Origin of the sequence: Natronomonas aquatica (assembly GCF_024449025.1) — an archaeon.
GTDB lineage: Archaea > Halobacteriota > Halobacteria > Halobacteriales > Haloarculaceae > Natronomonas > Natronomonas aquatica.
Genome location: NZ_JAHLKM010000003.1, coordinates 38853 through 61555 on the forward strand (window position 1 = coordinate 38853; position 22703 = coordinate 61555).

Here is a 22703-nt window from a genome sequence, read left to right on the forward strand (position 1 = left end):
GTACGTCGCCGCCCCTTGTCAACTCTCCTGCCCGTAAGTGACGGTCGGGGGCGGTTCGGCCGCCGGGAACCGCGCTTCGATCGTCCCCGAAACGCGCTCGAGTGGCGAGGGATCCGGCCGTCCGAAGGCGTCCTCGATGCTCCAGGCGAACCCGACCGTCCAGTCGGCCCCGACGAGGAAGACGGCCCGTTTCGGCGCCCCGTAGTGGCCCTCCCACTCGTCGTATTCGACCCCATAGTAACCCGCCGCGCTCCCGGCGTCGCCGAGAAACGCCATCGGGAGGTCGTACCGGTCGGCGTAGGCCGACGCCGCGTAGATGCTGTCCATCGTGAGCACCCACACCCGGAGACCGGGAACGTCGTGCCAGCCGGCCGCCCCGACCGCCCGGAGTTCGGCGGTGGCCGTCGGGAGGAAGGTCGTCGGGACGAACCAGAGCAACACGGCCTCGCCCTCCCCGATCGGACGGAAGAGTTCGTATACCGCCGGTGTCCCGTCCTCGACGCCCGGGAGCGCGAAATCGGGGGCGGTCTGTCCCTCCTGTATCATACGCCGTTTCGGGCCGCCGTCGGGAAGGCTCTGGCGGACGTGCGGCTCGCTACCGTGGGTCGGCGAAAGGTTATGTACGCGATCGGCAGTAGGTACCCTATGTACGGCGCGGCAATCGACGTCGGAGTCGGTCTCACCACACAGTACGGGCTCTTGGCGTTGCTGATCGTCTTCGCCCTCGAGGGTGCGCTCGTCGGAAAACTGATCCCCACCCGGACGCTCTTCGTGGCGACCGTGCTCGCGCTCGGCAGCGACACCGTCGGGATCGTCTCGGTCGTCCTCGTCGCCGTCGCCGGGGCGACGCTCGGGCAGATCGCGCTTTTCGTGTCCGTCCGTCGGACCGAACTCACGCTCGAGTCGCTCCCCGGGAGCAGCCGGGCGGACGCCCCGGGCCGCGCCGATCTGTGGTTCGACCGCTGGGGGGTCCCCGCGGTCGCCTTCTCGAACGCGTTGCCGGTCACCCGCGGATCGCTCACCGTGCCGGCCGCAATAACCGGCACCGACACGCTCCGGTTTTCGGCCTCCTCGGTCGTCGGGACGTCGGTGTACTCCGTCGGACTCGTCGGGATCGCGGTCGGGATCGATGCGGCCGTCGGGCTCTCCTGACCCCGATCAGCCCGAAAGCGCCGCCTCGAGACGATCGACGTACTCTTCGTTGCCGACGAAAAGCGGCGTCCGCTCGTGGAGCGATTCCGGGACAGACTCGAGCAACGATCGCTCGCCGTCCGAGGAGCCACCGCCCGCCGTCTCGACGATGTGGGCGATCGGATGGCCCTCGAACAGCAGCCGGAGTTTGCCCTCGGGGCGGTCCTCGAGGCCCGGATACCCGAAGATCCCGCCGTAGGTGAGCACCTGATTTACGTCCCCGATCATCGCGCCGCCGTACCGGAGCTTGAGCTCCTCGGCGACGGTTTCGACGTAGCCGGCGAACTCCCCGGACCACTGGGGGACGCGGCCGCCGAACCCGTAGACGGTCGGCGCCCCGGGAAGCGTTAGATCCGTCTCGACGGTCCGTCTCGTTCCGTCGTCCCCGATGACCGACTCGGTGACAGTGCCCTCGCGGGCGGTGACCATCGTCGTGATCGGGCCATAGAGGACGAACCCCGAGGCGACCAGATCGCGGCCGGCCGCCGGCAGCGGCTCCTCGTAGACGCCGACGAGCGTCCCCATCGTGTTGTTCGATCTGAGGTTCGAGGAGCCGTCGAGCGGGTCGCAGGCGACGTGATACTCGCCCTCGGCCTCGGCCTCGATGACGGATTCGCGTTCCTCGCTGGCGTAGCCGCCGACTCGTTTAATCTCGAGCAGGCGTTCCTCGAGCAGTTCGTCGGCGTAGACGTCGGCCGCGAGCTGTCGATCCCCGGTGGGGTTGTCGGTCGATTCGTAGACGCGTCGGCCGGCGAGACCGTCCCGGACGTCGGGAGCGCTCGCGGCGACGGCCTTGAAGACGGCCTCGACGGTGTCGGAGGCGGTCATCTATTCGGCGGCCGCGAGCGCTTCCTCGACGCTCGCTTCCTCGAAGATGACCTGCTCGAGGGCGTCGAGGATCCGTTCGGGGTTCTCCCGTTGCCAGACGTTCCGGCCGACAGCCAGCCCCTTCCCGCCGGCGTCGATGGTCTGTTTGACGCTCTCGAGGAACGCCCGGTCGCTCCGCTTGGAGCCGCCGGACATGACGACCTTGGTCTTGCCGGCCATCCGGACGGCGTCTTCCATCGCCGACCGACTGCCCGGGTGTTTGACCTTCGCGACGTCGGCACCGAGTTCCAGCGCCTGCCGGGCGGCGTAGGCGATCGTCGAGGGCTTGGTGTCGTTTTTCAGCCCCTGGCCGCGCGGGTACGACCACATCACGACCGGCAGCCCGTGTTCGCGGGCGGCCTCCTGGGCCGTTCGGAACTCCTCGGCCATCTCGATCTCGTGGTTCGAGCCGCCGTACAGCGTAAAGCCGACCGAGGAGGCGCCGAGTTCGGCGGCGTACTCGACCGAGCAGTTGACCGCCGAGTCCGGCTCGCCCATCCAGAGGTTCGAGGTGCCGTTGAGCTTCGCGAGCAGGTCGACGTCGCCCTCGTAGCTCGGGTAGTAGGCCTCGGCGATCCCCTTCTGGACGGCGACCGACGTCACGGCGGGGTGGGTCGCCGCCTCGAAGGTCCGTTCCGGATCGGCGCTTTCGGGGACGTCCTCGAAGTCGACGGGGCCGTGTTCGAGCCCGTGATCGTACGCGAGGATGAGCAGTTTCCCGTCCCGACACAGCGGCGTGTCGTCGATCGGTATCATGGGCGTACGTCCGACGAGACGGACAAAGAAGATTCTGGTCCGCCGGGACGACGGTGTTCGGTCCGGTCCGGGATCGGGCGCCGCCTCCGGTCCCTAGAGGGTGTACTCGTCGCCGTCGTCGCCGCGTGCCGCCGGGTCCTTTTGATCCTCGGTCATCTGTGTAAAGAGGTTCTGATCGGGCTCGTCGGTCGTTTCGGCGGGCGCGTACGCCGAGACACCCATCGAGAGGAGTTCCTCGACGGCCTGCTCGCGGTTGAGGAACTCCCCCTGTTCTACCAGCCGGGCGATCTCGCTGTCGATGCGGTCCGGGAGCGAGACTTCTATTTCGGGCATGGGTGGGGGTTTGCGGCTCTCTGTTGTAAGCCCTGTGTTGACAGCAAACCGATTTCCGGCCGATCTCGGCCGTTATCCCCCGGCCGATGGGAACGACGGGGGCCGATATATAAACGCGGGCCGTCTCTCCGTCTGTGAGCCGCGACGGTGTCGACCGACGGTTCGTCCGTCCGGCGTGTCACGGGAGCGTTCCCGCCGATCCGCCGATCCGGCGGGCGCTCGTCCGCCACGGCTGTGTCCTGTGTGGCACGACGGTCACGACGGACGCATTCACGGTGTAGGGACGCCTACACGTCGAGGATAGCGTCCAGAAGCTTCGATTGGGCGGCCGCGAGATGCTCCGAGAACGTCGCCGTCGTGATACCGAGCGCCTCGGCCACCTCCCCAGCGTTGGCCGCCTTCGGATGCTCGAAGTAGCCCATCCGGTGGGCGGTCTCGAGTACCTCCCGCTGGCGGTCGGTCAGCCGCCCCCGATCGACGAAGATCAGGTTCGACTCCTGTCGGTCGTGTTCGCTCCGGAGGAGCCGCCGGACGTCGACTTCGGGGTATCGGTCCTTGAGCGTCGCGATCACCCCCCGGAGGGTTTCCATGTCGTCGGCGTGAAAGACGAGATACAGGCTGCCGTCGCGGGTGTGCAGATCGACGATCGGACAGTCGAACGCCTCGATCGATTCACAGGGACACCCGCGGCCCCGCTTGCGGTCGAACCGGTACATCGACTTCGAGCCGTAATCGAACACCTTCGTCAGTTCGCGGCTCGCGGTCGGCGCCCCGTCGCTGTCGATCATGAACTCCTCGACGATGCGGTCCGCCCCGTCCGCGGTCGTGCTCCTGACGATCGAGTACGACGGCGACCCCGCGGAGACGGCCCCCTCGACGACCGGGCAGGTACCGTCGGCGTCGACGCGGATCTCGGCGCGGATCCCGGAGCCCATCGGATCTGGTTACGGCTCCGGCAACCTAAGTCTGTTTCCTCGCACCCCGGTGGATATATAAACTACCACTATTGTGAGGGCCGGACTACCCAACTGTTCATGCCGTAGTAGCATATAGAATGTCAGCACAACTCCGTCCGAAGGGCGACGAACCGGCCGGCGTCGATCGGGAGAGGGGGTCGGTCGATACCGAAGCCGTCCTCACCGCCCTCGAGGATCCCGACTGTCGGGCGCTGCTCGAGGCGACCGCGGAGGAACCGTTGACCGCCGGTGAACTCACCGACCGCTGTGAGATCCCCCGATCGACGACCTACCGGAAGGTCGAACGGCTCGCCGAGGCCGGGTTGCTCGAAGAGCGGGTCCGGATCAGCGCGGACGGCAAACACGCAAGCGAGTACCGCCGGACCTTCGAGGACGTCACCGTCTCGCTGTCGGAGGCCGACGGGATAACCGTCGGGCTCTCCGGGGCTGCCGACCCCGAAGCGGCCGATTGACCGTGCCGTCCGATACCGGCGTACATAAATCCCCGTCCGTCGAACCGCCCGCCCGACCTTCCGCCAACCTCAACCAATGAGCACATATCGCTTCGTCTGTCCGGTGTGTGAACAGGAAATCGAGGTCAACACCTCGATGCGGGAGGCGATACTCGAAAGCGGCTGTCCGGTCTGTACGGCAGGCGTCGACGCCGCACACTTCGAACCCGCCTAAGTTCCGTCATCTCGGGCGATCGTGACTTCTCGTCCGGTAATCGACGTGGGCGAAAGCCTGTAGAGCCCGATGTCCAGATCCTCCCTGTCCTCCGGCCAGACCTCGAAGAGCGGCCGTCTGGCCTCGCCGTACTGTTGGATCTCTTCGACGGCCAGTTCGTCGGGATCCATCCGGGTGAGCGTCCCGGTCGCGACGACGCTCCGGTAGGTGTCGGTCTCGTCGTCGACGACGACGAACCGGACGTTCGGCTCCGAGGCGAGGAACTGCCGCTTTTCGCTCTCGGGAGTCGAGACGAGACGCAGATAGAAGTGCCGTCCCGTACCGTCGTATCCGTACGAGACCGGGATCGCGTACGGTTCGTCCCCCCGGGCGAGCGATAACACGCCGGTCTCGTGGGCGCCGAGGAACGCGTCTTTTTTTTCGGCCGACATCTCCGCGCGGCGGTCGGTTGCCATAGACGGAAAAACGACCCCACGCACCTATATTGCTTGGTTTGTCGGATCGACTGTACAGGGCGTGGGGCCAAGCAGTCCCGGCCAGGAACCGGCCGACGGAGAACTCGACGACGAACGAGGCCGGTCGTGCCAGGGGTCGATCGCCGGTCCCAGCCGAAGGGATTCGGCGAAGGTACTTTGGGTGGATTCGCCGTGGTTTCCGGTATGGTCGAACGGACGGAACGACGGCGGATCGAGGACGGTGATCGGGCCCCCAACGGCCGCGAGTGGGAGCTGTTCGTTCGCAGCGACGGGTCGGACCCGATGCGACACGTCGGCAGCGTCCGGGCCGCCGACGCCGAGGGCGCCTACGAGCTCGCGACGCGGCTGTTCGCGTGGCACGCCGAGGACGTCTGGGTCTGTCCGAGCGCGGCCGTGACCCGGTATACGACTCACGACCTCGCCGAGGACGCACCGACGGTCGAACCGTCGACCGACTCCGAGGAGCCCCGGAACCGGGAGTGGTCCTGACGTGATCTCGGTGAGTACGCTTCTGTGTGATCACGCCGCCGACGGCAACCGGCTCCGGTACGACGTCGACATCGGCGCCGACAACCCCGTCTCCGACCGGAAACAGCGGCGCCCGGTTGTGGTCTGGAACACGACGAACCGGTGTAACCTGAAGTGTGTCCACTGTTATGCCGGCGCACAGTCGGAGCCGAAGGCTGCCGAGTTGACGACGGCGGAGGGCAAACGCCTGCTCGACGATCTGGCCGACTACGGCGCGCCCGTCGTGCTGTTTTCGGGGGGCGAGCCGATGGTTCGGGAGGATCTGGCCGAGCTCGTCGCCTACGCCGCCGAGGCCGGGATCCGGCCGGTGCTGTCGACGAACGGGACGCTTCTGACGACCGAGCGGGCCCGCGAACTCAAGGAAGCCGGCCTGGCCTACGCCGGCGTCTCCGTCGACGGCCTCGCCGAGCGCAACGACGAGTTCCGCGGCGTCGACGGTGCCTTTCGGGCCGCCGTCGAGGGGATCGAGACCTGCCTCGACGTCGGGCTGAAGACGGGGCTGCGCTATACGGTCACCCGACAGAACGTCGAGGACCTGGACGGCGTCGTCGATCTGTTGACCGACGTCGGCCTCGATCGGTTCTGCTTCTATCACCTCTCGTATAGCGGCCGGGGCGAGACGCTCGATTCGGTCGATCTCGACGCCGACGAGCGTCGGGACGTCGTGAAACGGATCTGCGATCGGACGGTCCGATCCCACCGCGAAGGCGAGGAAATCGAGACGCTACTCGTCGGCAACTACGCCGACGCGGCCTACATCGTCGAGTACGCCCGCCGGGAGTTCGACGAGGCGGCCGCCCGCCGGGTGTATGCTCGCCTCGCGCGCAACGGCGGCGATCCGACCGGCGAGCGCGTTGCCGCCGTCGACTGTCTCGGGAACGTCCACCCGACGCAGTTCTGGCGGACCTACAGCCTCGGGAACGTCCGGGACCGGCCGTTCGGCGACATCTGGGAGGACGAGTCGAACCCCCTGCTTCGGGCGGTCCGGAACCGACCCGAAAACCTGACCGGCAAGTGCGCCGACTGCCGGTACCGGGAGATCTGTCACGGCGGCTCCCGGCTCCGGGCGCTGGCGGCCGACAACGGCCTGTTCGGTCCCGATCCGCAGTGTTACCTCGACGCCGACGAACGGCGGGGCGCCCGCCCGACGGCCGATGCCGACTGATCGGGAGAGCGGGATTCGGCCGTCCGGCCGTCGACGTCCGGCCGGCGGGCGGTGCGTCGGGCGTCGTTTTTTCTCGAGCGGCGCGGGGGCACCCGAGCGAAGCGCCCCGCGGGCGATCCCGAAACGGTTTGACGCCGCCGGGCGTACCCCAGCGTGATGTCCAGAATTGGAATCGTCGGCGCCGGCGCGGCGGCCGCGGCGGCGACGTTCGTTCTCGATACGACGCGCCCGAACGCCGAAATCACCGTCCTCGAGAAGTCAGGCGGGCTCTGTGGGCGGGCGGCGACCCGCCGCCACGGGGAGCTCACCTACGATTACGGAGCCAACTACGTCAAATCCGACGACGAGCGCGTCGTCGAACTCCTCACCGAGACGCTCGACGACGAGGGGCTCGTCGACGCCGACGGGCCGATATATACCTTCGACGAGTCGGGGACGGTCTCGCCGGGACGGGACGCGGACGAACACAAATGGAGCTACCGGAGCGGGCTCACACAGATCGCGAAACGGCTGTTCGGCCGGACCGACGCGGCGATCCACCGGCGGACGAAAGTCGAAACGGTCCGCCGGGACGACGGGACATGGACGCTCCTCGATACCGACGGCGGGTCGTGGGGCCCCTTCGACGTCCTCGTTTTGAACCCGCCGGCACCACAGACGGCCGCGCTGCTCGGGGCCGCCGAGTGGGACTCCCCGCGCCGGGAAAAACTCCGGGCGGCCGTCGCCGAGGTCCCCTACCGGAGCGTCTGGACGGCGGTGTTGCACTACCCCTTCGGAATCGATCGCCCCTACTACGGGCTCGTCAACACCGACAAGGAACACGCCGTGGGGTGGATCTCCCGCGAGGAGTGCAAGGCGGGACACGTCCCCGACGGCGAGACGCTTCTGGTCGTACAGGCCGGTGGGGAGTGGTCGGAGGAACACTACGACGACGATCCGGCCGACAACGTTGCGACGCTGGCCGAACACGCCGCCGCGATAGTCGGCGACGACCGTCTCGCGGAGCCGACCTGGACCGATCATCAGGGGTGGCGGTACGCCCTGCCGGAGGGGAGCGTCCGGAAGGGACCGCTCGATTCGGCCGAGTCGGCGGGGCTGTACTGCCTCGGCGACTGGATCCCCGGCGAAGGGCGGCTCCACGCGGCGCTTGCCAACGGGCTCGACGTCGGCGAGCGGCTCGCGTACTCGCTGTAGCCGCCGTGGCGGCCGTCCGCGTCGCTTCGGGCGTGGGTCCCGGCCGGATACCGGGGGAGTGCGGTTTTCAAGACCGAGGCGGTTCCCCCGGCACGTACGAGCCTATCGCCGGATCTCGACGGTCGAACGGCGCTCGGGACGGTGGGCGTGTTGACCGACAACGTCGGCGACTCCGACGCCCGCCACTGGACCGAGATCGAATGTGAGGCGTGGCGAAACGTCGTCGGGACGACCTTCTGCCGCACGGAACTGTGTTCGAGGCGGGCGGCTCGCCGAAACGTGACCCACGTGGCCGATCCGTCGGGCGGGAGCGACAACGGAAGACCGACGACCCTCGGACCCGTAGTGTGGGTATGGACGAGCGCTCCGGGACGTTCCGCGTCTACCGCGTCGTCGAGTCGGTCCCCCATCTCAACCTCCAGTCCGTCGGTTCGCCGAGACTCTACACTGTCTACCAGTCGGGATACGAGGATCCGATCCAGCGGTCGGTCGGGACGCTCCGGACCGGGGATCGGATCGAGGCGACGATCGCCGGTGACCTGGAGGCGGAGGCGGAGCCGTGGCGACTAACGGCGCTCGGGCGTCTCGACGGCGTCGAAATGAGCTTTGCGGTCGACGCGACGCCGCCGGATGTTGCCCGTGACGGCTGGAGACCCGGAACGGCGGAGCCGATCTACGTCCCCCTGACCGACGGGGACGAACGGGTCGGGGTCTGCTGCCTCCAGCCCCGCGAACCGCTACCGAACGGCGCGTTCGTCCCGAACGTCGTGACCGGCCTGGTGCCGCTCGAGGATCACTTCGAGTCGATCCCGAAAGTCGGAAAACCGGCCGCCGAGGCGCTTTTCATCGACCCCGACCCCCCGGACGCGTCGGCACACACGGAGCCGTACGGCGTCGTACTCCTCTTTACTCCGGCCGGGCGTGATCTGGCCGATCGGTTCCGCGAGACCTACGACTGCCCGCGGGGGGTCGACACCCGTCCCGCGTTCGATCCCTACGGGATCTGAGGGAGGCGGCCGGGGCGTTCGGGACCCCCGGTCGTCACTGTGGGTCCGTCGGCCGCGAGCAGCGCAGACAGAGCGTGCTTTCGGCGACCCAGTTGACGTCCGTCGAGCCACAGTCGGGACAGCGGTGGTGGTCGGTCGAGTACTCCGTGGTACCGCGGGGGGCGGCGAGAAACCCGCTTTCGGCAGCCTGTTGGAGGAGTCCCGCGAACCGCTGTCGTTTGTAGTTCGCCCTGGCGGCGAGAAACCGGCCGGGATCGGAGGGGTCCGAGCCGTGGAGGTCCTCCCACTCGACCGCTATCTCGCCGTTTGCGAGGCTGCGAGCGACCTGTTTTATCGGGGCCGCCGCGGCCTCGAAGAGCGGTGTCGTTCCCCAGTACTGCGGACTGCGGTCGTCCGCACCGGCCGTCTCGTAGGCGTCGGCCGCCTCGCGGTAGGCGGCTTCGTGGTCGTTCATGCGCCCGATCGCACGGAAATCGGCGACGAACTCGTCGAGGCAGGCGTGTTGGACCGCCGTATCGAAGCCCTCGGCGAGATCTCGCGAGACGGCGACGCCCTCGACGCCACGTCTCGTCGCCCGTGCGTCCGCTCCGGTGACTCGATAACAGATCCCGGCGATCGCGAGATACTGCAATCCGGCGCCGATCCACCCCTTCGGATCGGGGGCGAACGGCTCGATACCGGGGCGTGGATCGGAGAGGACGCGCCAGGCGGCACGGGTGTATCGGTCGCCGGCACTCCGGTAGTCGCGGTCGGCGATCGCGGCGACTGCGTCGTCGCGGTGGCCGCCATCCTGTGTGCTCATGGTTAGACGAGGGGCGGCGGCGATACAACGTTTGTCGAACCCGACGGACGTGCCGGAACCGAACGGGCCGGCTGGGAAAGACCGATACCGCTCGCGCCCCATGGGTATCGTATGAGCCGCGATCGGACTCTCACGGAGGCCTCCGCCGACGAGATCGACGCGGAGTTCGAACTCGACGAGCGCGAGTCGACCCGGGAGCCGACAGGGGGATCGACCGACGGGCTCCGGGGCCGCGCCGCCGAGCGGGCCGGTCAACTCTTTTCACCGAAACACTTTCTCGCGGCGCTGCTCGTCACCGTCGGCGCGCTGTTTGCCGCGAGCACGTTCGTCCCGATCCCGGGGACCGGGCTCTTGGGTGTGTTCGGGGCTGCGTTCGCGTTCGGGCTCGTCGTCGAGGAGCGACGCTACGCGGAGGCCGCCCTCGCGGGCGGCGTCGTCACCGCCGCGAGTACGCTTTTGGACTTCGCCGTCGTCGCCTTTCTGGGCGGCTTCGGGCTCCCGATCGTTGCCCTCTCCGGCGTTCTCGGGGCCGTCGTCGGCGGTCTCGGGACCTACTTCGGCCGCGATCTCCGCGACGGGCTGACCAGAGACCTCTAGGGCGAGGCGGACCCGGCGACGAGCACCCAGCGGTCGCCGTCGAGTTCGACGACGCCGTGTGCCGAAAGCCCCTCGAGGGCGTCCTCGACGACGTCGGGCGGCGCGTCGAGCCGCCGTGCGAGTTCCTCCGCCGTCGCCGGCCCATCGGTCAGCCCCCGGAGGAGGTCGCTATAAAAACGGCCGTCGACGCCCTCGAAGTGGGCGCCGATCCGATCGAGCGTTTCGGTGAGCCGGCCCTGTACCCACCGCTGGGCCATCGAGAGTTCGTTCTCGAGGCGTTCGAGGCGTTCGAGGTCGGCCGCGAGCGCGGTGAGATCCGGCGGCTCTTCACCCTCCTGGTCTTCGCCGAAGAGGGTCTCTTCGTCGCCGCGCCCGGCGTCGTCCGGATCGCCGTTTCCCTCCGGGATCGAATCCGGATCACTCTCCCGGTCGCGGTCGACGTGCAGCGAGACGTGCCGCCAGGAGGTGATATCGAGGTTCGGCGAGGCCGAGTAGGCGCTTTTGGTTCCGAACTCGTACGGCGAGACGTTCACCTCCAGCCGGAGGTTCCGGGCGATCGAGAAGTACTTCCGGCGGCCGTCGTCGACGTGTGACTCGACCAACCCGGCGTCCTCGAGTTTCCGGAGGTGGTCGATGACCGCTTTCGGACTTACGCCGAGGTACTCGCTGATCTCGGTCACGTAACAGGGTTTCCGCGACAACAGCCGCAGGATCCGTCTGCGGTTTTCGTTCCCGAGGAGATCTAGGAGTGCCGCGGAATCCATCGACTGGAAGTACGGTCCGGGAACGAAAAAGCGTAACGCGACGTGTCGCCACCGGTTTTGACTACCGGAACCGCTCTATTCGGGGTTGTAGCGGTTGTTTCTCACTATCTGCCGTCCTCGTTGGTAGGCCCCTCCTGACCCCTGTCGGGCGGTTCGTTTTCCGGCGGTCCGGAGCCGTCGCCGTTCCCCCGATTGCCGCCGGGTGCCTCCGGATCGCCGTCGCCTTCGCCGCTGCCGTTTCCGGAACCACTGCCGTCGTTCCCGTCCCCGTTGTCGTTACCGTTGCCGCCCCCGGCCGCTCCGGGCGGCGATCCCTGGGAGTTCCCGGTGTCCGATCCGGTGCCATCACCGCCGCCCTCTGCCGGCGGTCCCGAGCCGTTCGGGGCTGATCCGTTGCCGGCCGCCGAGGGGGCCGAACCGGTATCCGCCGTCCGGTTCGCCCCGCGGCGGTCTCCCCCGGGGGTTCCGTCGGGGGGGCCACGGGCGGTGCCGTCGGGCGGCCCGGCGACGTCAGGAGTGAGCGCCTCGATGTCCGAGTCACGGAGTCCCCGGGCGTTCGATCGGATCGAACCGAGGGCTGCGGTATCGGCGCCCGTCTCCGCGGCGATGGCGGCCGTCTCGTTGGCCGCACGCTCCAGCTCCACGGAGCCGACGGAGACACGCGTCGCGACGGCGTGTGCCCGGACGTTCGCCTCCTCGTCGGGCGGTTCCGCCTCGATAGCCTCGTGCCGTGACTGCAGTTCCTGTTGGCGCTCCCCGAGTCGCTGGGTCCGCTGTTCGACGAGCGCCCGCCGCTCGTCCGGATCCTGCGTCCGGTTCAGCGCGGCGTCGAACATCCCGCCTTCGAGTTCGCCTTCGGCCTCCGCTTCGCTGGCCTGCATGAACGAGGACACTTCGGCCCCGAAGGAGGCGTTCGTTCCGTCCTCGGTCGTTCCCGTCTGGGCCGTCCCGACACCGGCGGCGAGCCCTCCGAGGAGGAGTGCGGCGAGAACGATCCAGACGGCACCGACCACGGTCCTTCTCATTAGAGTCCGATCGGGCGCGGCGATTCATAAATACCTTACTCCGTTCTGGATCGTTTACCCGTCCGGTCTGCCGCCTGAACCGTCTGTAGAACGTTTATAACCGCTTGCCGGTCGGTTTCGAGGGTCCGACATCCTCGTCGGAACGCGATACCGTCGCCGAGCCTTCGACAACGCTTATATACGTAGTATGTTAACACACATCTATCGGTATGTTCGAACAGTTCTCAACCGGGTACTACCTCGGACGGCTCTACGTCGAGCCGTACGACGGCGACCACGCGGCGATACACCGGGCCCACCACGAGCAGGTCAACGAAACGCTGTACGACTCCGAGGACAGTCCGCTCGTTATGAAGGTCGGATCGACCCACCTCGCGGTCGGCGGGGCGGAGGACGTCCCCGGCCGGACGCTCGCGCTCCCGGAGCGCGCGCTGTCGGCGGTCGGGGTCGACAACCCGCCCACACTGCAGGAAGTGTTTCTCGCGAAGGCCGACCGCGCCCGCCAGTTGCTCGAGTTCAGCGACGGCTCCGCCGACGGTTCCGCGGGCTTTTAGACGCCGGGTCCCGTCGATCCGGTGATGCTCGACGACCTCCTCGGTCGCACCGAACTGAAAGAGCGGATCGAGGAACTCGAATCCGAACGGGACAGCCTCGAGGCGCGGCTCGAGGCCGAAAGCGAGCGCCGCGCCGACGCCGTCAGCGCGAAACAGACCGCCGAAGAGCGGATCAACCGTCTCGAGGACCGGATCGCCGATCTCGAGGGGCGGTTGGAGGGGGCCACAGACGACGTCTCCGGGGTCGGGTTCCGACGCGAGGAGACGCTCCGGGGCGAGCGCGTCGGGGCGGTCCTCGAACGGCTCCGGTCGTTCGAGGGCGCCCCGGAAAGCGTGCTGACAGCCTTCGTCGACGGATCGGTCCCCGAGGACCTCCGGACGCTTCTGGGGGATCGAACGCCCCTCGTCTCGCGTGCGGCCCCGTGTCTCGTCTGCTCCGACGACGCCGGGGCGCTTGCGGTCGCGCTCCGGCCGCCGGTCGCCCCCGAACCGTTCCGTGAGTGGGCGTCGACACCGACCGTCGATCGCTCGTGGTTCCGGCCGACTGGTCGCTTCGCACTCGCGTTGGTTCGCTCCGATACGTTCGCCGTCGGCGTCTACGAGGGCGACGAGCGCGTCGCCTTCGAGGGGTTTGAAAGCGACGTCAAAAGCGACCACTCGAAGGGCGGTTTCTCCCAGTCGCGGTTCGAGCGGATCCGCGACGAACAGATCGCCCACCACCTCGAGAAGTGCGAGGACGCCCTCGCCGGGCTCGGAACCGATCGGCTGTACGTCGTCGGCGACCGGCGGCTGATCGGGGAGTTCGACGCCGACGCCTCCTCCGCGGTCGACGCGACCGGGAAACCGGAGGCCGCGCTCAAGGATGCTTTCGCCGATTTCTGGTCGGTTCGCCTCTACGGGCTGTGAGCGGCGCCGCGGCGTTTATTACTCGCCCCCGTTTCCGGACGGTATGGAGGTCGCGATCCTCGCACACGAGCAGTTCCCCGACCGAGCCAAGACCGCTGTCGGTGTCCTCCGGTACGGCGATCAGGACGTCGTCGCCGTTCTCGACCGCGAGACCGCAGGGACGACGGTCGGCGATCACCTGCCCGACCTCGAGGCGGCGGACGTCCCGATCGTCGAGGGTGTCGCCGACGCTCCGGCGTTCGACGCCCTCCTGATCGGAATCGCGCCGATCGGCGGCGGCTTCGAGGAGTCCTGGCGACCGGACGTCCGGGGCGCGATCGAGCGCGGCGCGGACGTGGTCTCGGGGCTGCACTACTTTCTCAACGACGACGCGGAGTTCGCCGAACTCGCCGACGAACACGGCGTCGCGTTGCGCGACGTCCGGGATCCGCCCGCCGATCTCACCGTCGCTTCCGGAACCGCCCGCGAACTCGACTGTGAGATCGTCCTGACGGTCGGCACCGACTGCTCGACGGGCAAGATGACGACGACGCTCGAACTCCTCGGGGCGGCCCGCGAGGCCGGCCTCGACGCCGGCTTCGTCCCGACCGGCCAGACGGGGATCATGATCGACGGCGGCGGGATCGCGATCGACCGGACGATCAGCGACTTCGCCGCCGGCGCGACCGAGCGGATGCTCGAAGAGCGCGCTGACGAACGCGAGTATCTCTTCGTCGAGGGTCAGGGTTCGATCGTTCACCCGGCGTATTCGGCCGTCACGTGCGGCATCGTCCACGGTGCCCAGCCCGACCACCTCGTGCTCTGTCACGAGGCCGGGCGGGATCGGATCCACGGCTACGAGTCGTTCCCGATCCCGGAGCCGTCGGCGATCGCCGAACTGTGTCTCGATCTCGCCGACCACGTCGCACCGACCGCCCTGCTCGGTGGCGCGCTGAACACGTCGGGGCTGGCGCCCGGGGAAGCCGAGGACGCGATCGAGGCGTACGGCTCGAGGCTGGGTGCCCCCGCCGTCGATCCGATCCGAAACGGGACCGATCGCCTCATCGAGCAGCTATGAGGACGCGCTTCGAGACCGTCTCGCTTCCACTCGACGTTCCGTTCGAGATCGCCCGCGGAACGACGGAGACCGCCGAAAACGTCGTCGTCGAAATCGAACACGGCGGTGAGACGGGCTACGGCGCGGCCGCACCAGCGCGCCGCTACGGCGAGACGGCGGCGACCGTCGAGGCGGTCCTCCCGGAACTGCTCGCCGAGGTCGAGGCCGTCGGCGACCCCCACGCCAGACGGACGATCGGAGCGCGGATGGCGACCGTCGCGCGGGCCAACCCGGCCGCGAAAGCCGCCGTCGATATCGCACTCTGGGACCTGGCCGGCAAGCTCCTCTCGGAGCCGGTCTATCGCTTGCTCGGCTGTTCGGCCGGCGGCAACGAGCCGCCGACCTCCTTTACGATCGGGCTCGACGAGACGGAAACGATGGTCGAACGCGCCCGCGAGGCCGTCGAATCCGGCTATCCGGTTTTGAAGCTCAAACTCGGTACCGACCGTGACGTCGAAACCGTCTCGGCGGTCAGGGAAACCGCCCCCGATGCGACGATCCGGGTCGACGCCAACGAGGCCTGGGCGCCGAAGGAGGCCGTCGGAAAGTGCCACGAACTCGACGAGTACGACGTCGAGTTCGTCGAACAGCCGGTCGCGGCCGACGACCCGGACGGACTCGGGTACGTCTACGAGCGGTCGCCGCTGCCGATCGCCGCCGACGAGTCCTGTCGGACGGCCGCCGACGTTCCGGCGATCGCCGACCGCTGTGACATCGCGAACCTGAAGCTGATGAAGACCGGCGGCCTGACGCCAGCCGTCGAGTTGATCGACGCCGCCCGCGCTCACGGACTGGCGGTGATGTGTGGCTGTATGATCGAGACGAACGTCTCGATCGCTGCCGCGGCGAACCTGCTTCCGTTGCTCGATTATGCGGATCTCGATGGGTCGTTGCTGCTGGAATCCGACCCCTACACCGGCGTCCCGGTCTCGTCGGGGCGGTTCGATCTCCGGCGCGTCGACCGGGGTACCGGCGCCCGTCCCCCGTGAGTGGCGCTCACTCCGGCGGCACGGCGAAAAGCGAGACGGCGACGAGGACGGCCGCGGCGAGGCCGCCGACACCGAGGCCCGCGACCGTCGACAGCGTCGACAGCCAGCCCGCAGCGACGCCGCCCGCGACCGATGCCGGCAGCGCGGCTAACAGCCCGTCGTATCGGGTCGGTGTCGGAACGGATTCCGGCACGGATCGGTGTTCGCCCCGGGGTTAATTAAATCTAATTATCCAGTACCGTCGGGCCTCGCTACGGGTCGATCGGCGAGCGCATTCGGGGCCGGAGTCCCTCGATCGGCGCGACGTGGGTTACTTCCCCCAGAAGGGGTCCCGTTTCCGGTGGTTGTCCAGGTACATCCGCAGCGCCTCGAGTTCGTCGGCCGGGATCTCGTCGGCCAGTTCCTGCTCTAAGACTTTCGCGTGTTTCTCGGGGATCTCCGTCCACAGTTCGTCGCCCTCCTCGACCTGGCGGCCGACGGTCGGGCCGTCGATCGAGGCGGCCACCTCTTCGCCCGCCCGCGCCGAGTCGATGTCCTCGCCGGCGTCCTGTAGCGATTTCAGCTCGCCGACCCGCTCGGGCTCGTTGCCCTCCCACTTGACGACCCGGGAGTTCCGCTTGAGGGTCCCTGAGAGTACCTCGACGCCGACGACCGCCGGGTTGGACTGCCGGAAGACGTGGTCCTCCAGGATCCGGAACCGGCAGGGTCGCTGGATCTTGTCGAGGATCTGCTCCTGTTGGGCCTCCTCGATGGCCTCGACGTGCGCTTCGTACTCCTCGACGAGCTGGTAGATGACGTCGTCGGCGAAGAGATCGACGTCCGTCTCCTCGATTTCGCGCTCGGCGTCCTCGAGGACGTCGACGTTGAACGCCAACACGGCGGCGTGTTTCGGGTCCTCGGCCGTCGAGGCGACGGCGATATCGCGGGGGGCGATGTCGCCGACCTCCGCGCGGACGATCGGGATTTCCGCCTCCTCGAGGGTTCCCGCGATGGCTTCGAGCGAACCGAGGGTGTCGGCCTTGACGACGACCCCCTGTTCTTCGGTGACGACCTCGATGTCGGCCAGTTCCGCCCTGACCTCGGCGACGACCTCCTCGAGGTTGCGGTCACGGACGACGCGGACGGGCGCGCCCGCCATCGCGTCGTCGAGATCCGGCGCGGCGATCTTCACGCCCGCGGCGGCTCGGACCGCATCGACCTGCTCGAACTGCTTTTCGGTGCGGATCTCCGAGAGCGGCCGGGGCTGCAACAGCGCCCGGACGTCGGTGACGATCGGTTCGTTCTTGCCGCCGACGACGATCGTGTCGTCGGCCCGGATCGTCCCGTCGTAGAGGACGGTATCCAGCGTCGTGCCGAAGCCGCGTTCGTCTTTGACCTCCAGTACCGTCCCGACGCCGGGGCCGTCGACGTCGATCGACATCTCGGCTTTGAGGTATCGCTGGGAGAGCCCCATGAGCACCGTCAACAGGTCGGGGATCCCCTCGCCGGTCTCGGCGGAGACGGGGACGACACCGATGTTCTCCCTGAAGTTCTGGACCCGCCAGTACATGTCGGCCGAAAACCCCTCGTCGGAGAGCTGGCCGATGATCTCATAGAGCTGTTCGTTGAGCCGGGATTCGGCCCTGTCGCTCTGTTTTTCGAGTGTCTCCTGAACCGGGGTGTCGGGGTTGGGGTTCCAGCCGGGGACGGTATCGATCTTGTTCGCGGCGACGATGAAGGGCGTCTGGGTGCGCTTGAGGATGTCGATCGCCTCGTGGGTCTGCGGCTGGAAGCCGTCGTTGACGTCGACGACGAGGATCGCGATATCGGCCAGCGCCCCACCCCTGGACCGCAGCGTCGAAAACGAGTGGTGGCCGGGCGTGTCGATGAAAAGCAGGCCGGGGAGATCGAAGTCCGTCGGATCGACGAGCGAGCCGGCGATCTCCGAGATGGTCGAGAGCGGGACGGCCGTCGCCCCGATATGCTGGGTGATCGCGCCGGCCTCGCCGGCCGTCACCGCCGAGCCGCGTATCTCGTCCAGCAGGCTCGTCTTCCCGTGGTCGACGTGGCCGAGCACGGCGACGATCGGTGTCCGTAACTCCGCGTCGTCCCCGGCGTCGGTGGTGTCGGATTCAGACATAGAAGAGCCCCTTGGGTCTTTGTGGCCGCTGCGGTCATATAACCGTTTCAATATCCCGTTGCCGTTGCGAGCCGTCGGCTTCTCGGCGTTCGGGTGCGATCCCGGGGACCCCTACTATGTTCGTCGCCGACCCGAACGTTCTTACCGGATAAACGTCAACCGGGAGGTATGCCAGATATACTCGCCGAGAACCTCTCGGAGAAGGAAGTGATGGGGTCGGACGGAGCCAACCTCGGAACTCTCTACAACATCACGATGGACCTCAAAACCGGCACACTGCAACATCTCCTTTTGGATCCCGGCCAGCGCGCGGGCGAACTCGAGTTCGACCGCGACGAGCAGGGCAACTACCGCGTTCCGGTCAGCCGTGTCCAGGCGGTCAAGGATACGATCGTCGTCGATCGCTGAGTTCGATGCACGTCCTCGATTCATCGGCGTTTATCAACGAGTACACCACCAGCGAGTCGATCGCCACGATCCCGCTGGTGCGGGAGGAACTGGAGGACGAGGCCGGCTACCGGTTCGACGCCCTCGAAGGGTCGGGAATGCGGATCCACATCCCCGACCCCGAGACCGTCGACCGCATCGAGCGTGCCGCCCGCGAGACCGGCGACGAGGCGACGCTCTCGCGAACCGACGTCCGCCTTCTGGCGACGGCGTTTGAACTCGATGCCACGCTCGTGACCGACGACTACGCGATGCAGAACGTCGCCGAGAAGCTCGATATCACCGTCGACGTCATCGCCCAGGAAGGTATCGACGAGCGCCGCGAGTGGCGCTTTCAGTGTCAGGGCTGTGGCCGCACCTTCGAGGAGAACCACGAGCGCTGTGAGATCTGCGGGAGCGACCTCGAGCGGAAGCGCCCCTGAACGAAACCGAAAAGCTGTCCGGCCCGGTCTCAGCCGACCGCCTTTGGATCGATCTCCTCGAGCCCGACCTCGACCAGCTGTTCGAGGACTTCCGCCTCGGTCAGCCCGTACTGTGTCGCCAGCTCCTCGATCCGACGCGTCATCTCTTCATCGCACTCGAGGCAGTAACGGGCCATACCGTGCAGTATGATACATGTTAGCATAAATTTATGTCAGACGGACGGCGGACGATCGCGCCGGACGGACAACCTTAATCGGATCCCGGGCATACAACCGGTAATGAGCCGATCCGCCACCGCGATTTCCCCGTGGTACGCCGTCGCCGCGATGACGGCCTTCGGCGCGGTTGCGCTCCTCGTCGGGGTCGTCTTCGGGGCGATCACCTACACGCTCGTCGGCGGGCCGCTTTCGATCGCCCCCGACGGAGCAGCGGGACAGGTACTCACCAACGTCGGGACCTACGCCGCGGTCGGCGCTATGGGGGTCGTGTATCTCTTCCGATACGACCTGCCGCTCTCGTACGTCCGATACCGGCGGCCGGACGTTCGGGACCTCGCGGCGGTCGTGGTGACGATCCTCGTCCTGTTGGCGCTCGCAGTCGCGATCCCGTGGGTCGTCGATCGGCTCGGGCTCCCGATCGTCGAACACAGCATCGCCGGGACCATCGAGGGCGACCCCTCGATCGCGCTGGCTTTCCTTCCGGTTTCGATCCTGGTTGTCGGTCCCGCCGAGGAGTTCATCTATCGGGGGATCGTCCAGACGCGTCTCCGGGAGCGCTTCGAGGCCGGATCGGCAGTCGGGATCGCCGCGGTCATCTTCGCGTCGGTACACTTCCTGGCGTACCTCGATCCCACGAACGTCCCCGGGACGGTGGTGACGATCGCCTTCGTTTTGCTCCCGCTGGGTGCGGTTCTCGGGGCGGTCTACGAACGCACGGAGAACCTGATCGTCCCGGCACTCGCCCACGGCTTCTACAATGCGATCACGTTCGGGCTGACCTACGCCGAAGTCGTCGGGCTGTTCTGAGCGTCGTGCCGGCACACACTATTCGACACGCCGGCTCGTCTTCCCTTCGACCGCCTCGGCTTCCTCGAACTCCCCGCCGCCGAGGAGCCCGCGTGCGGCCCGTTTGCCCCACTCGACGGCCGGCTGGGTGAACGTCTCGATCCCCGAAAGCTCCCCGACGAGGATACACGCCGCCTCCAGCTCATAGAGGAGCTGGCCGACGCTTTCGGCGTCGATCCGGTCGATCTCGAGCCGGACGTTCGGCTGGTCGGCGGCAGCCAGCGAGGCCTCGGTCGCCTCGAATTCCGCATCGAGCAACCCGCCGAGCGTCTCCCCGCCCAGATACGACAGCTCGTCGACGTCGGTGTCGGGGATCGGAACGTCCTCGCGCTCCCGGGGACGAAGCAGCGTCACGAGTTTGTCCTTGCGGCCGGCCCGATACAGCTGTAGCTGGGAGTGCTGGTCGGTCGCCCCGAGCGCCCGGACCGGCGTCTGGCCCAGTCCGTCCTTGCCGAGGCTCTCGGCCCACAGTTGGGCGAACCACTCCGAGAGCGGCTCCAGCGCCTCGGCGTAGGGGACGAAGGCGTTCGTCGTCGCTCCCCGGTTCTCGAGGGCGTAGGCGACCGCGCCGTAGGCGTAGGCGGGCGTCTCGAAAAGCGACGGCGACAGCGACTGTCGTCCCTCGGCACCGCCTTCGAGTACCGCCTCGATGTCACAGCCCAGGGCGGCGGCGGGAACCAGCCCGACGGCGGACAGCGCCGAGAACCGTCCGGGGACGCCCTCGGGAACCGAACAGGTCGGCAGGTCGTGCCGATCGGCGAGGTCCCTGAGCGGCCCCGAGTCGCCGGTCGTAACCACCGTCCGTTCGGTCCACTCGACGCCGGCCTCGGTCATCGCTTCCCGGACGACGAGGAAATTCGAGAGCGTCTCGGCCGTCGTTCCCGACCGGGAGACGACGTTGACGAGCGTCGACTCCAGGGGCAGTTCTTCGAGCAGCCGGGCCGTCTCGACCGGATCGACGTTGTCCAGCGTGTGGTGGCCGGCACAGCCGAGCGCTTCGGTGACCGTCTTCGCGCCGAGCGCCGACCCCCCGATGCCGACGGTCACCACCGCCTCGGGGTCGAACCCCTCGAGGGCCGTCCGGATCTCCGTCGGATCGGTCTCTTCCGGGAGTGCGAGGCTCGCGTAGCCGAACGTCCGGTCCTCGATCCCGGCCGCGATCCGTTCGTGTGCCCGTCCGACCCGGCGATCGAGCCGCTCCAGCGACGCCTCCGAGACGCCCGTGACCGCCACGGACGCGAGCGCGTTTCCGAAATCGACGTCCATGTTCGCCCTGCCGTCCCGGCTCCTAAAGGGCCTGCCGATGCGCTCGCCCGGGACCGTCGCGGGCCCGAAACGCCGAAAAGCGAGGGACGCCTTCGGAGGGATATGAGCCAAGGGGAAGACCGAAGACAGGACGGCCGGTTCCTCGTGACGCACGCCGAGACGGATTCGGCGGTGTTGAAGGACGTCGACCGCGGACAGGTACACACTCTCTCGGGGAACCCCGGCGTCGAGGCCGGCGATTTCCTCGAGGGGACGGTCGCCCCGGAGCCGCCGATGGAAGTGACCTACCGGCTCGTCGATGTGGAAATCCGCCGGAGTCTCTCCGTCGAGGAGAGCCCGGAACCGCCGACCCGACAGGAGCAGGAACTCGCCGCCGAACAGCCCGAAGGCGAACTGACGACCAGAGAGCGGGCCGGCAAGGGGGAGATCCACGTCCTGTCAGTCCCCGCGGAGCGAACCGAGGCCGCCGTCGAGGACGTGATGAACGACGAGGCGACGCTCGTGCGGGCCGCCCGTCTCGGGGTCGACCGCGTCGAGGTCCGTAGCGATCCGGGCGTCGTCAGCGTCCGCTATCTGCCCTGAAATGAAAGAACGTCCCCCGCTCCCCCGGATCGAAGACGCACCTCAGGAGCTTCTGGAATCGGGTCACCTGTGGCTCACGGAGCTGATCGACGGCGCGACCCTCCGGATCCAGCTCCGCGAATCGGGGCTGCTCCGGTTCGGCGACTCCGAACGGGTCTACGACGATCCCGACGCGATCCCGCTTTCGTACCGTCGCGCCGTCCGGCACGTCCGCGAGCGGCTAGACCGGGATCGGCTTCGGCGTGCCGTCGATGACGTCGAGTCGGTCGTCCTCTTCGGGGCGGCGACGCGCTATGGGACGATCGAATACGACTGGGATCGACTCCCCCCGTTTCTCGGAGTCGGCGTCTGGGCCGGCGACACCGGGCGGTTCCTGCCGCCGGACGCCACGGAGCGGACCTTCGACCGGCTCGGGCTCGATCCGATAAACGCCGTCGAACGGGAGCTCAACACCCGCGATTTCGATCCGGACTCGTACGTCGTTCCGGACTCCGCCTGGTACGACGGGCCCGCCAAGGGCGTCGTCGTCCGGAACAAGAAAGGTGGGCGGGCGAAGCTACTCGATCCCGAGTTCCACGAGATCGAGGGTCCGTCCCCCGTCGAGGCGTCGGCCGAGAAACTGGCCGAACGGTACGCCACCGACCGCCGCTTCGAGACGATCGCGACAGAACTCCGGGACCGGGGGGACGCGGTCACGTTCGAGGTGTTGCACGAACGTGCCCTCGAGGATATCGCCCGCGAGGAGTACGGCCGGCTGTTTCACGACGGGTCGTCGGTCGATCTCCCGGCGTTCCGGTCGGCCGTCGCCGAGCGGACCGGGGCGTTTCTGAGCCGTGTGGACGAGTAGGCCGGACGATCGACGAGTAGAAACCGTTTTCCGTCCGAACCGACGAGATACGTCCGGGAACC

Annotated in this window: 31 protein-coding genes; 18 read left to right on the plus strand and 13 right to left on the minus strand. The window is 67.8% G+C overall.

What is annotated here, in order from left to right; all coding sequences use genetic code 11:
* Positions 1-18 precede the first annotated feature (18 nt).
* On the minus strand, positions 19-546 hold the full coding sequence (locus KM295_RS04010; protein WP_256028589.1) for a redoxin domain-containing protein: 528 nt from the start codon (positions 544-546) through the stop codon (positions 19-21).
* 99 nt (positions 547-645) lie between these two features.
* Here KM295_RS04010 and KM295_RS04015 point away from each other — a divergent pair, with 99 nt between their 5' ends.
* Entirely contained in the window at positions 646-1152 is a 507-nt protein-coding gene (locus KM295_RS04015) for a DedA family protein (protein WP_256028590.1), read from the plus strand.
* A gap of 6 nt (positions 1153-1158) precedes the next feature.
* Here KM295_RS04015 and KM295_RS04020 read toward each other — a convergent pair whose 3' ends face one another.
* From KM295_RS04020 to KM295_RS04030, 3 genes are all read right to left on the minus strand, one after another.
* The gene (locus tag KM295_RS04020) at positions 1159-2019 is read right to left on the minus strand and encodes a class 1 fructose-bisphosphatase (protein ID WP_256028591.1); all 861 of its coding nucleotides are present in this window, start codon (positions 2017-2019) and stop codon (positions 1159-1161) included.
* A complete protein-coding gene (locus KM295_RS04025) occupies positions 2020-2814 on the minus strand; it encodes a class I fructose-bisphosphate aldolase (RefSeq protein WP_256028592.1) in 795 nt (264 codons plus the stop codon).
* Positions 2815-2907: 93 nt separating this feature from the next.
* Complete coding sequence (locus KM295_RS04030; RefSeq protein WP_256028593.1) at positions 2908-3147, minus strand: DUF7120 family protein; 240 nt, start codon at positions 3145-3147, stop codon at positions 2908-2910.
* A gap of 134 nt (positions 3148-3281) precedes the next feature.
* On the opposite strand from KM295_RS04030, the gene KM295_RS04035 reads away from it, so the two are divergent.
* Entirely contained in the window at positions 3282-3428 is a 147-nt protein-coding gene (locus KM295_RS04035; RefSeq protein WP_256028594.1) for a DUF7560 family zinc ribbon protein, read from the plus strand.
* 6 nt (positions 3429-3434) lie between these two features.
* Here KM295_RS04035 and KM295_RS04040 read toward each other — a convergent pair whose 3' ends face one another.
* Positions 3435-4082, minus strand: a complete 648-nt coding sequence (locus tag KM295_RS04040; RefSeq protein WP_256028595.1) for a helix-turn-helix domain-containing protein — start codon at positions 4080-4082, stop codon at positions 3435-3437.
* A 119-nt stretch (positions 4083-4201) separates the two neighbouring features.
* Here KM295_RS04040 and KM295_RS04045 point away from each other — a divergent pair, with 119 nt between their 5' ends.
* Positions 4202-4576 (plus strand): winged helix-turn-helix domain-containing protein, encoded by a 375-nt coding sequence (locus KM295_RS04045; protein ID WP_256028596.1) that lies wholly within the window; start codon positions 4202-4204, stop codon positions 4574-4576.
* Between the two features lie 76 nt (positions 4577-4652).
* Positions 4653-4790: a DUF7560 family zinc ribbon protein gene (locus tag KM295_RS04050; protein WP_256028597.1), complete on the plus strand. Its 138-nt coding sequence runs from the start codon at positions 4653-4655 to the stop codon at positions 4788-4790.
* Here the strand turns inward: KM295_RS04050 and KM295_RS04055 are convergent.
* A complete protein-coding gene (locus tag KM295_RS04055; protein WP_256028598.1) occupies positions 4787-5245 on the minus strand; it encodes a pyridoxamine 5'-phosphate oxidase family protein in 459 nt (152 codons plus the stop codon). The two genes, KM295_RS04050 and KM295_RS04055, sit on opposite strands and share 4 nt — an antisense overlap.
* A gap of 204 nt (positions 5246-5449) precedes the next feature.
* Here KM295_RS04055 and KM295_RS04060 point away from each other — a divergent pair, with 204 nt between their 5' ends.
* From KM295_RS04060 to KM295_RS04075, 4 genes are all read left to right on the plus strand, one after another.
* On the plus strand, positions 5450-5755 hold the full coding sequence (locus KM295_RS04060) for an Htur_1727 family rSAM-partnered candidate RiPP (protein WP_256028599.1): 306 nt from the start codon (positions 5450-5452) through the stop codon (positions 5753-5755).
* A gap of 1 nt (position 5756) precedes the next feature.
* Positions 5757-6959 carry a TIGR04347 family pseudo-SAM/SPASM protein gene (locus tag KM295_RS04065; protein ID WP_256028600.1) on the plus strand — a complete coding sequence of 401 codons (1203 nt, stop codon included), beginning with the start codon at positions 5757-5759 and terminating at the stop codon, positions 6957-6959.
* A gap of 156 nt (positions 6960-7115) precedes the next feature.
* Positions 7116-8153 (plus strand): NAD(P)/FAD-dependent oxidoreductase, encoded by a 1038-nt coding sequence (locus tag KM295_RS04070; RefSeq protein WP_256028601.1) that lies wholly within the window; start codon positions 7116-7118, stop codon positions 8151-8153.
* A 353-nt stretch (positions 8154-8506) separates the two neighbouring features.
* The gene (locus tag KM295_RS04075) at positions 8507-9160 is read left to right on the plus strand and encodes a hypothetical protein (protein ID WP_256028602.1); all 654 of its coding nucleotides are present in this window, start codon (positions 8507-8509) and stop codon (positions 9158-9160) included.
* A 34-nt stretch (positions 9161-9194) separates the two neighbouring features.
* Here KM295_RS04075 and KM295_RS04080 read toward each other — a convergent pair whose 3' ends face one another.
* On the minus strand, positions 9195-9962 hold the full coding sequence (locus KM295_RS04080) for a hypothetical protein (RefSeq protein WP_256028603.1): 768 nt from the start codon (positions 9960-9962) through the stop codon (positions 9195-9197).
* 111 nt (positions 9963-10073) lie between these two features.
* Here KM295_RS04080 and KM295_RS04085 point away from each other — a divergent pair, with 111 nt between their 5' ends.
* Positions 10074-10559, plus strand: coding sequence for a hypothetical protein (locus KM295_RS04085; protein ID WP_256028604.1), 486 nt, complete (start codon positions 10074-10076; stop codon positions 10557-10559).
* Here the strand turns inward: KM295_RS04085 and KM295_RS04090 are convergent.
* A complete protein-coding gene (locus tag KM295_RS04090; protein ID WP_256028605.1) occupies positions 10556-11323 on the minus strand; it encodes a metalloregulator ArsR/SmtB family transcription factor in 768 nt (255 codons plus the stop codon). The two genes, KM295_RS04085 and KM295_RS04090, sit on opposite strands and share 4 nt — an antisense overlap.
* 104 nt (positions 11324-11427) lie before the next feature.
* Complete coding sequence (locus KM295_RS04095) at positions 11428-12348, minus strand: hypothetical protein (RefSeq protein ID WP_256028606.1); 921 nt, start codon at positions 12346-12348, stop codon at positions 11428-11430.
* Positions 12349-12557: 209 nt separating this feature from the next.
* Between KM295_RS04095 and KM295_RS04100 the strand changes: the two genes are divergently transcribed.
* From KM295_RS04100 to KM295_RS04115, 4 genes are read left to right on the plus strand one after another with little or no spacing between them, the layout of a single operon-like run.
* Positions 12558-12902, plus strand: coding sequence for a DUF5802 family protein (locus KM295_RS04100; protein WP_256028607.1), 345 nt, complete (start codon positions 12558-12560; stop codon positions 12900-12902).
* Positions 12903-12926: 24 nt separating this feature from the next.
* Positions 12927-13808 (plus strand): Vms1/Ankzf1 family peptidyl-tRNA hydrolase, encoded by an 882-nt coding sequence (locus KM295_RS04105; RefSeq protein WP_256028608.1) that lies wholly within the window; start codon positions 12927-12929, stop codon positions 13806-13808.
* Between the two features lie 43 nt (positions 13809-13851).
* A complete protein-coding gene (locus tag KM295_RS04110; protein WP_256028609.1) occupies positions 13852-14865 on the plus strand; it encodes an N-acetyltransferase DgcN family protein in 1014 nt (337 codons plus the stop codon).
* Positions 14862-15893: a dipeptide epimerase gene (locus KM295_RS04115; protein WP_256028610.1), complete on the plus strand. Its 1032-nt coding sequence runs from the start codon at positions 14862-14864 to the stop codon at positions 15891-15893. The genes KM295_RS04110 and KM295_RS04115 overlap by 4 nt, the downstream gene beginning before the upstream one ends.
* A 7-nt stretch (positions 15894-15900) precedes the next feature.
* Here the strand turns inward: KM295_RS04115 and KM295_RS04120 are convergent, their stop codons facing one another.
* Both KM295_RS04120 and infB read right to left on the minus strand, forming a co-directional pair.
* Entirely contained in the window at positions 15901-16086 is a 186-nt protein-coding gene (locus tag KM295_RS04120) for a DUF8015 family protein (RefSeq protein WP_256028611.1), read from the minus strand.
* A 117-nt stretch (positions 16087-16203) separates the two neighbouring features.
* Positions 16204-18012, minus strand: coding sequence for a translation initiation factor IF-2 (gene infB, locus KM295_RS04125; protein ID WP_256028612.1), 1809 nt, complete (start codon positions 18010-18012; stop codon positions 16204-16206).
* A gap of 168 nt (positions 18013-18180) precedes the next feature.
* On the opposite strand from infB, the gene KM295_RS04130 reads away from it, so the two are divergent.
* Together KM295_RS04130 and KM295_RS04135 are read left to right on the plus strand one after the other, a co-directional pair.
* Complete coding sequence (locus KM295_RS04130; RefSeq protein ID WP_256028613.1) at positions 18181-18420, plus strand: PRC-barrel domain-containing protein; 240 nt, start codon at positions 18181-18183, stop codon at positions 18418-18420.
* Between the two features lie 5 nt (positions 18421-18425).
* A complete protein-coding gene (locus KM295_RS04135) occupies positions 18426-18881 on the plus strand; it encodes an NOB1 family endonuclease (RefSeq protein WP_256028614.1) in 456 nt (151 codons plus the stop codon).
* 29 nt (positions 18882-18910) lie between these two features.
* Here KM295_RS04135 and KM295_RS04140 read toward each other — a convergent pair whose 3' ends face one another.
* Complete coding sequence (locus tag KM295_RS04140) at positions 18911-19057, minus strand: CopG family transcriptional regulator (RefSeq protein WP_256028615.1); 147 nt, start codon at positions 19055-19057, stop codon at positions 18911-18913.
* Between the two features lie 103 nt (positions 19058-19160).
* On the opposite strand from KM295_RS04140, the gene KM295_RS04145 reads away from it, so the two are divergent.
* The gene (locus tag KM295_RS04145; protein WP_256028616.1) at positions 19161-19907 is read left to right on the plus strand and encodes a CPBP family intramembrane glutamic endopeptidase; all 747 of its coding nucleotides are present in this window, start codon (positions 19161-19163) and stop codon (positions 19905-19907) included.
* 18 nt (positions 19908-19925) lie between these two features.
* Here KM295_RS04145 and KM295_RS04150 read toward each other — a convergent pair whose 3' ends face one another.
* Positions 19926-21212, minus strand: coding sequence for a glucose-6-phosphate isomerase (locus tag KM295_RS04150; protein ID WP_256028617.1), 1287 nt, complete (start codon positions 21210-21212; stop codon positions 19926-19928).
* Between the two features lie 102 nt (positions 21213-21314).
* Between KM295_RS04150 and KM295_RS04155 the strand changes: the two genes are divergently transcribed.
* The gene (locus tag KM295_RS04155; protein ID WP_256028618.1) at positions 21315-21794 is read left to right on the plus strand and encodes a DUF5812 family protein; all 480 of its coding nucleotides are present in this window, start codon (positions 21315-21317) and stop codon (positions 21792-21794) included.
* A 1-nt stretch (position 21795) separates the two neighbouring features.
* Complete coding sequence (locus KM295_RS04160; protein WP_256028619.1) at positions 21796-22641, plus strand: hypothetical protein; 846 nt, start codon at positions 21796-21798, stop codon at positions 22639-22641.
* Positions 22642-22703 lie beyond the last annotated feature (62 nt).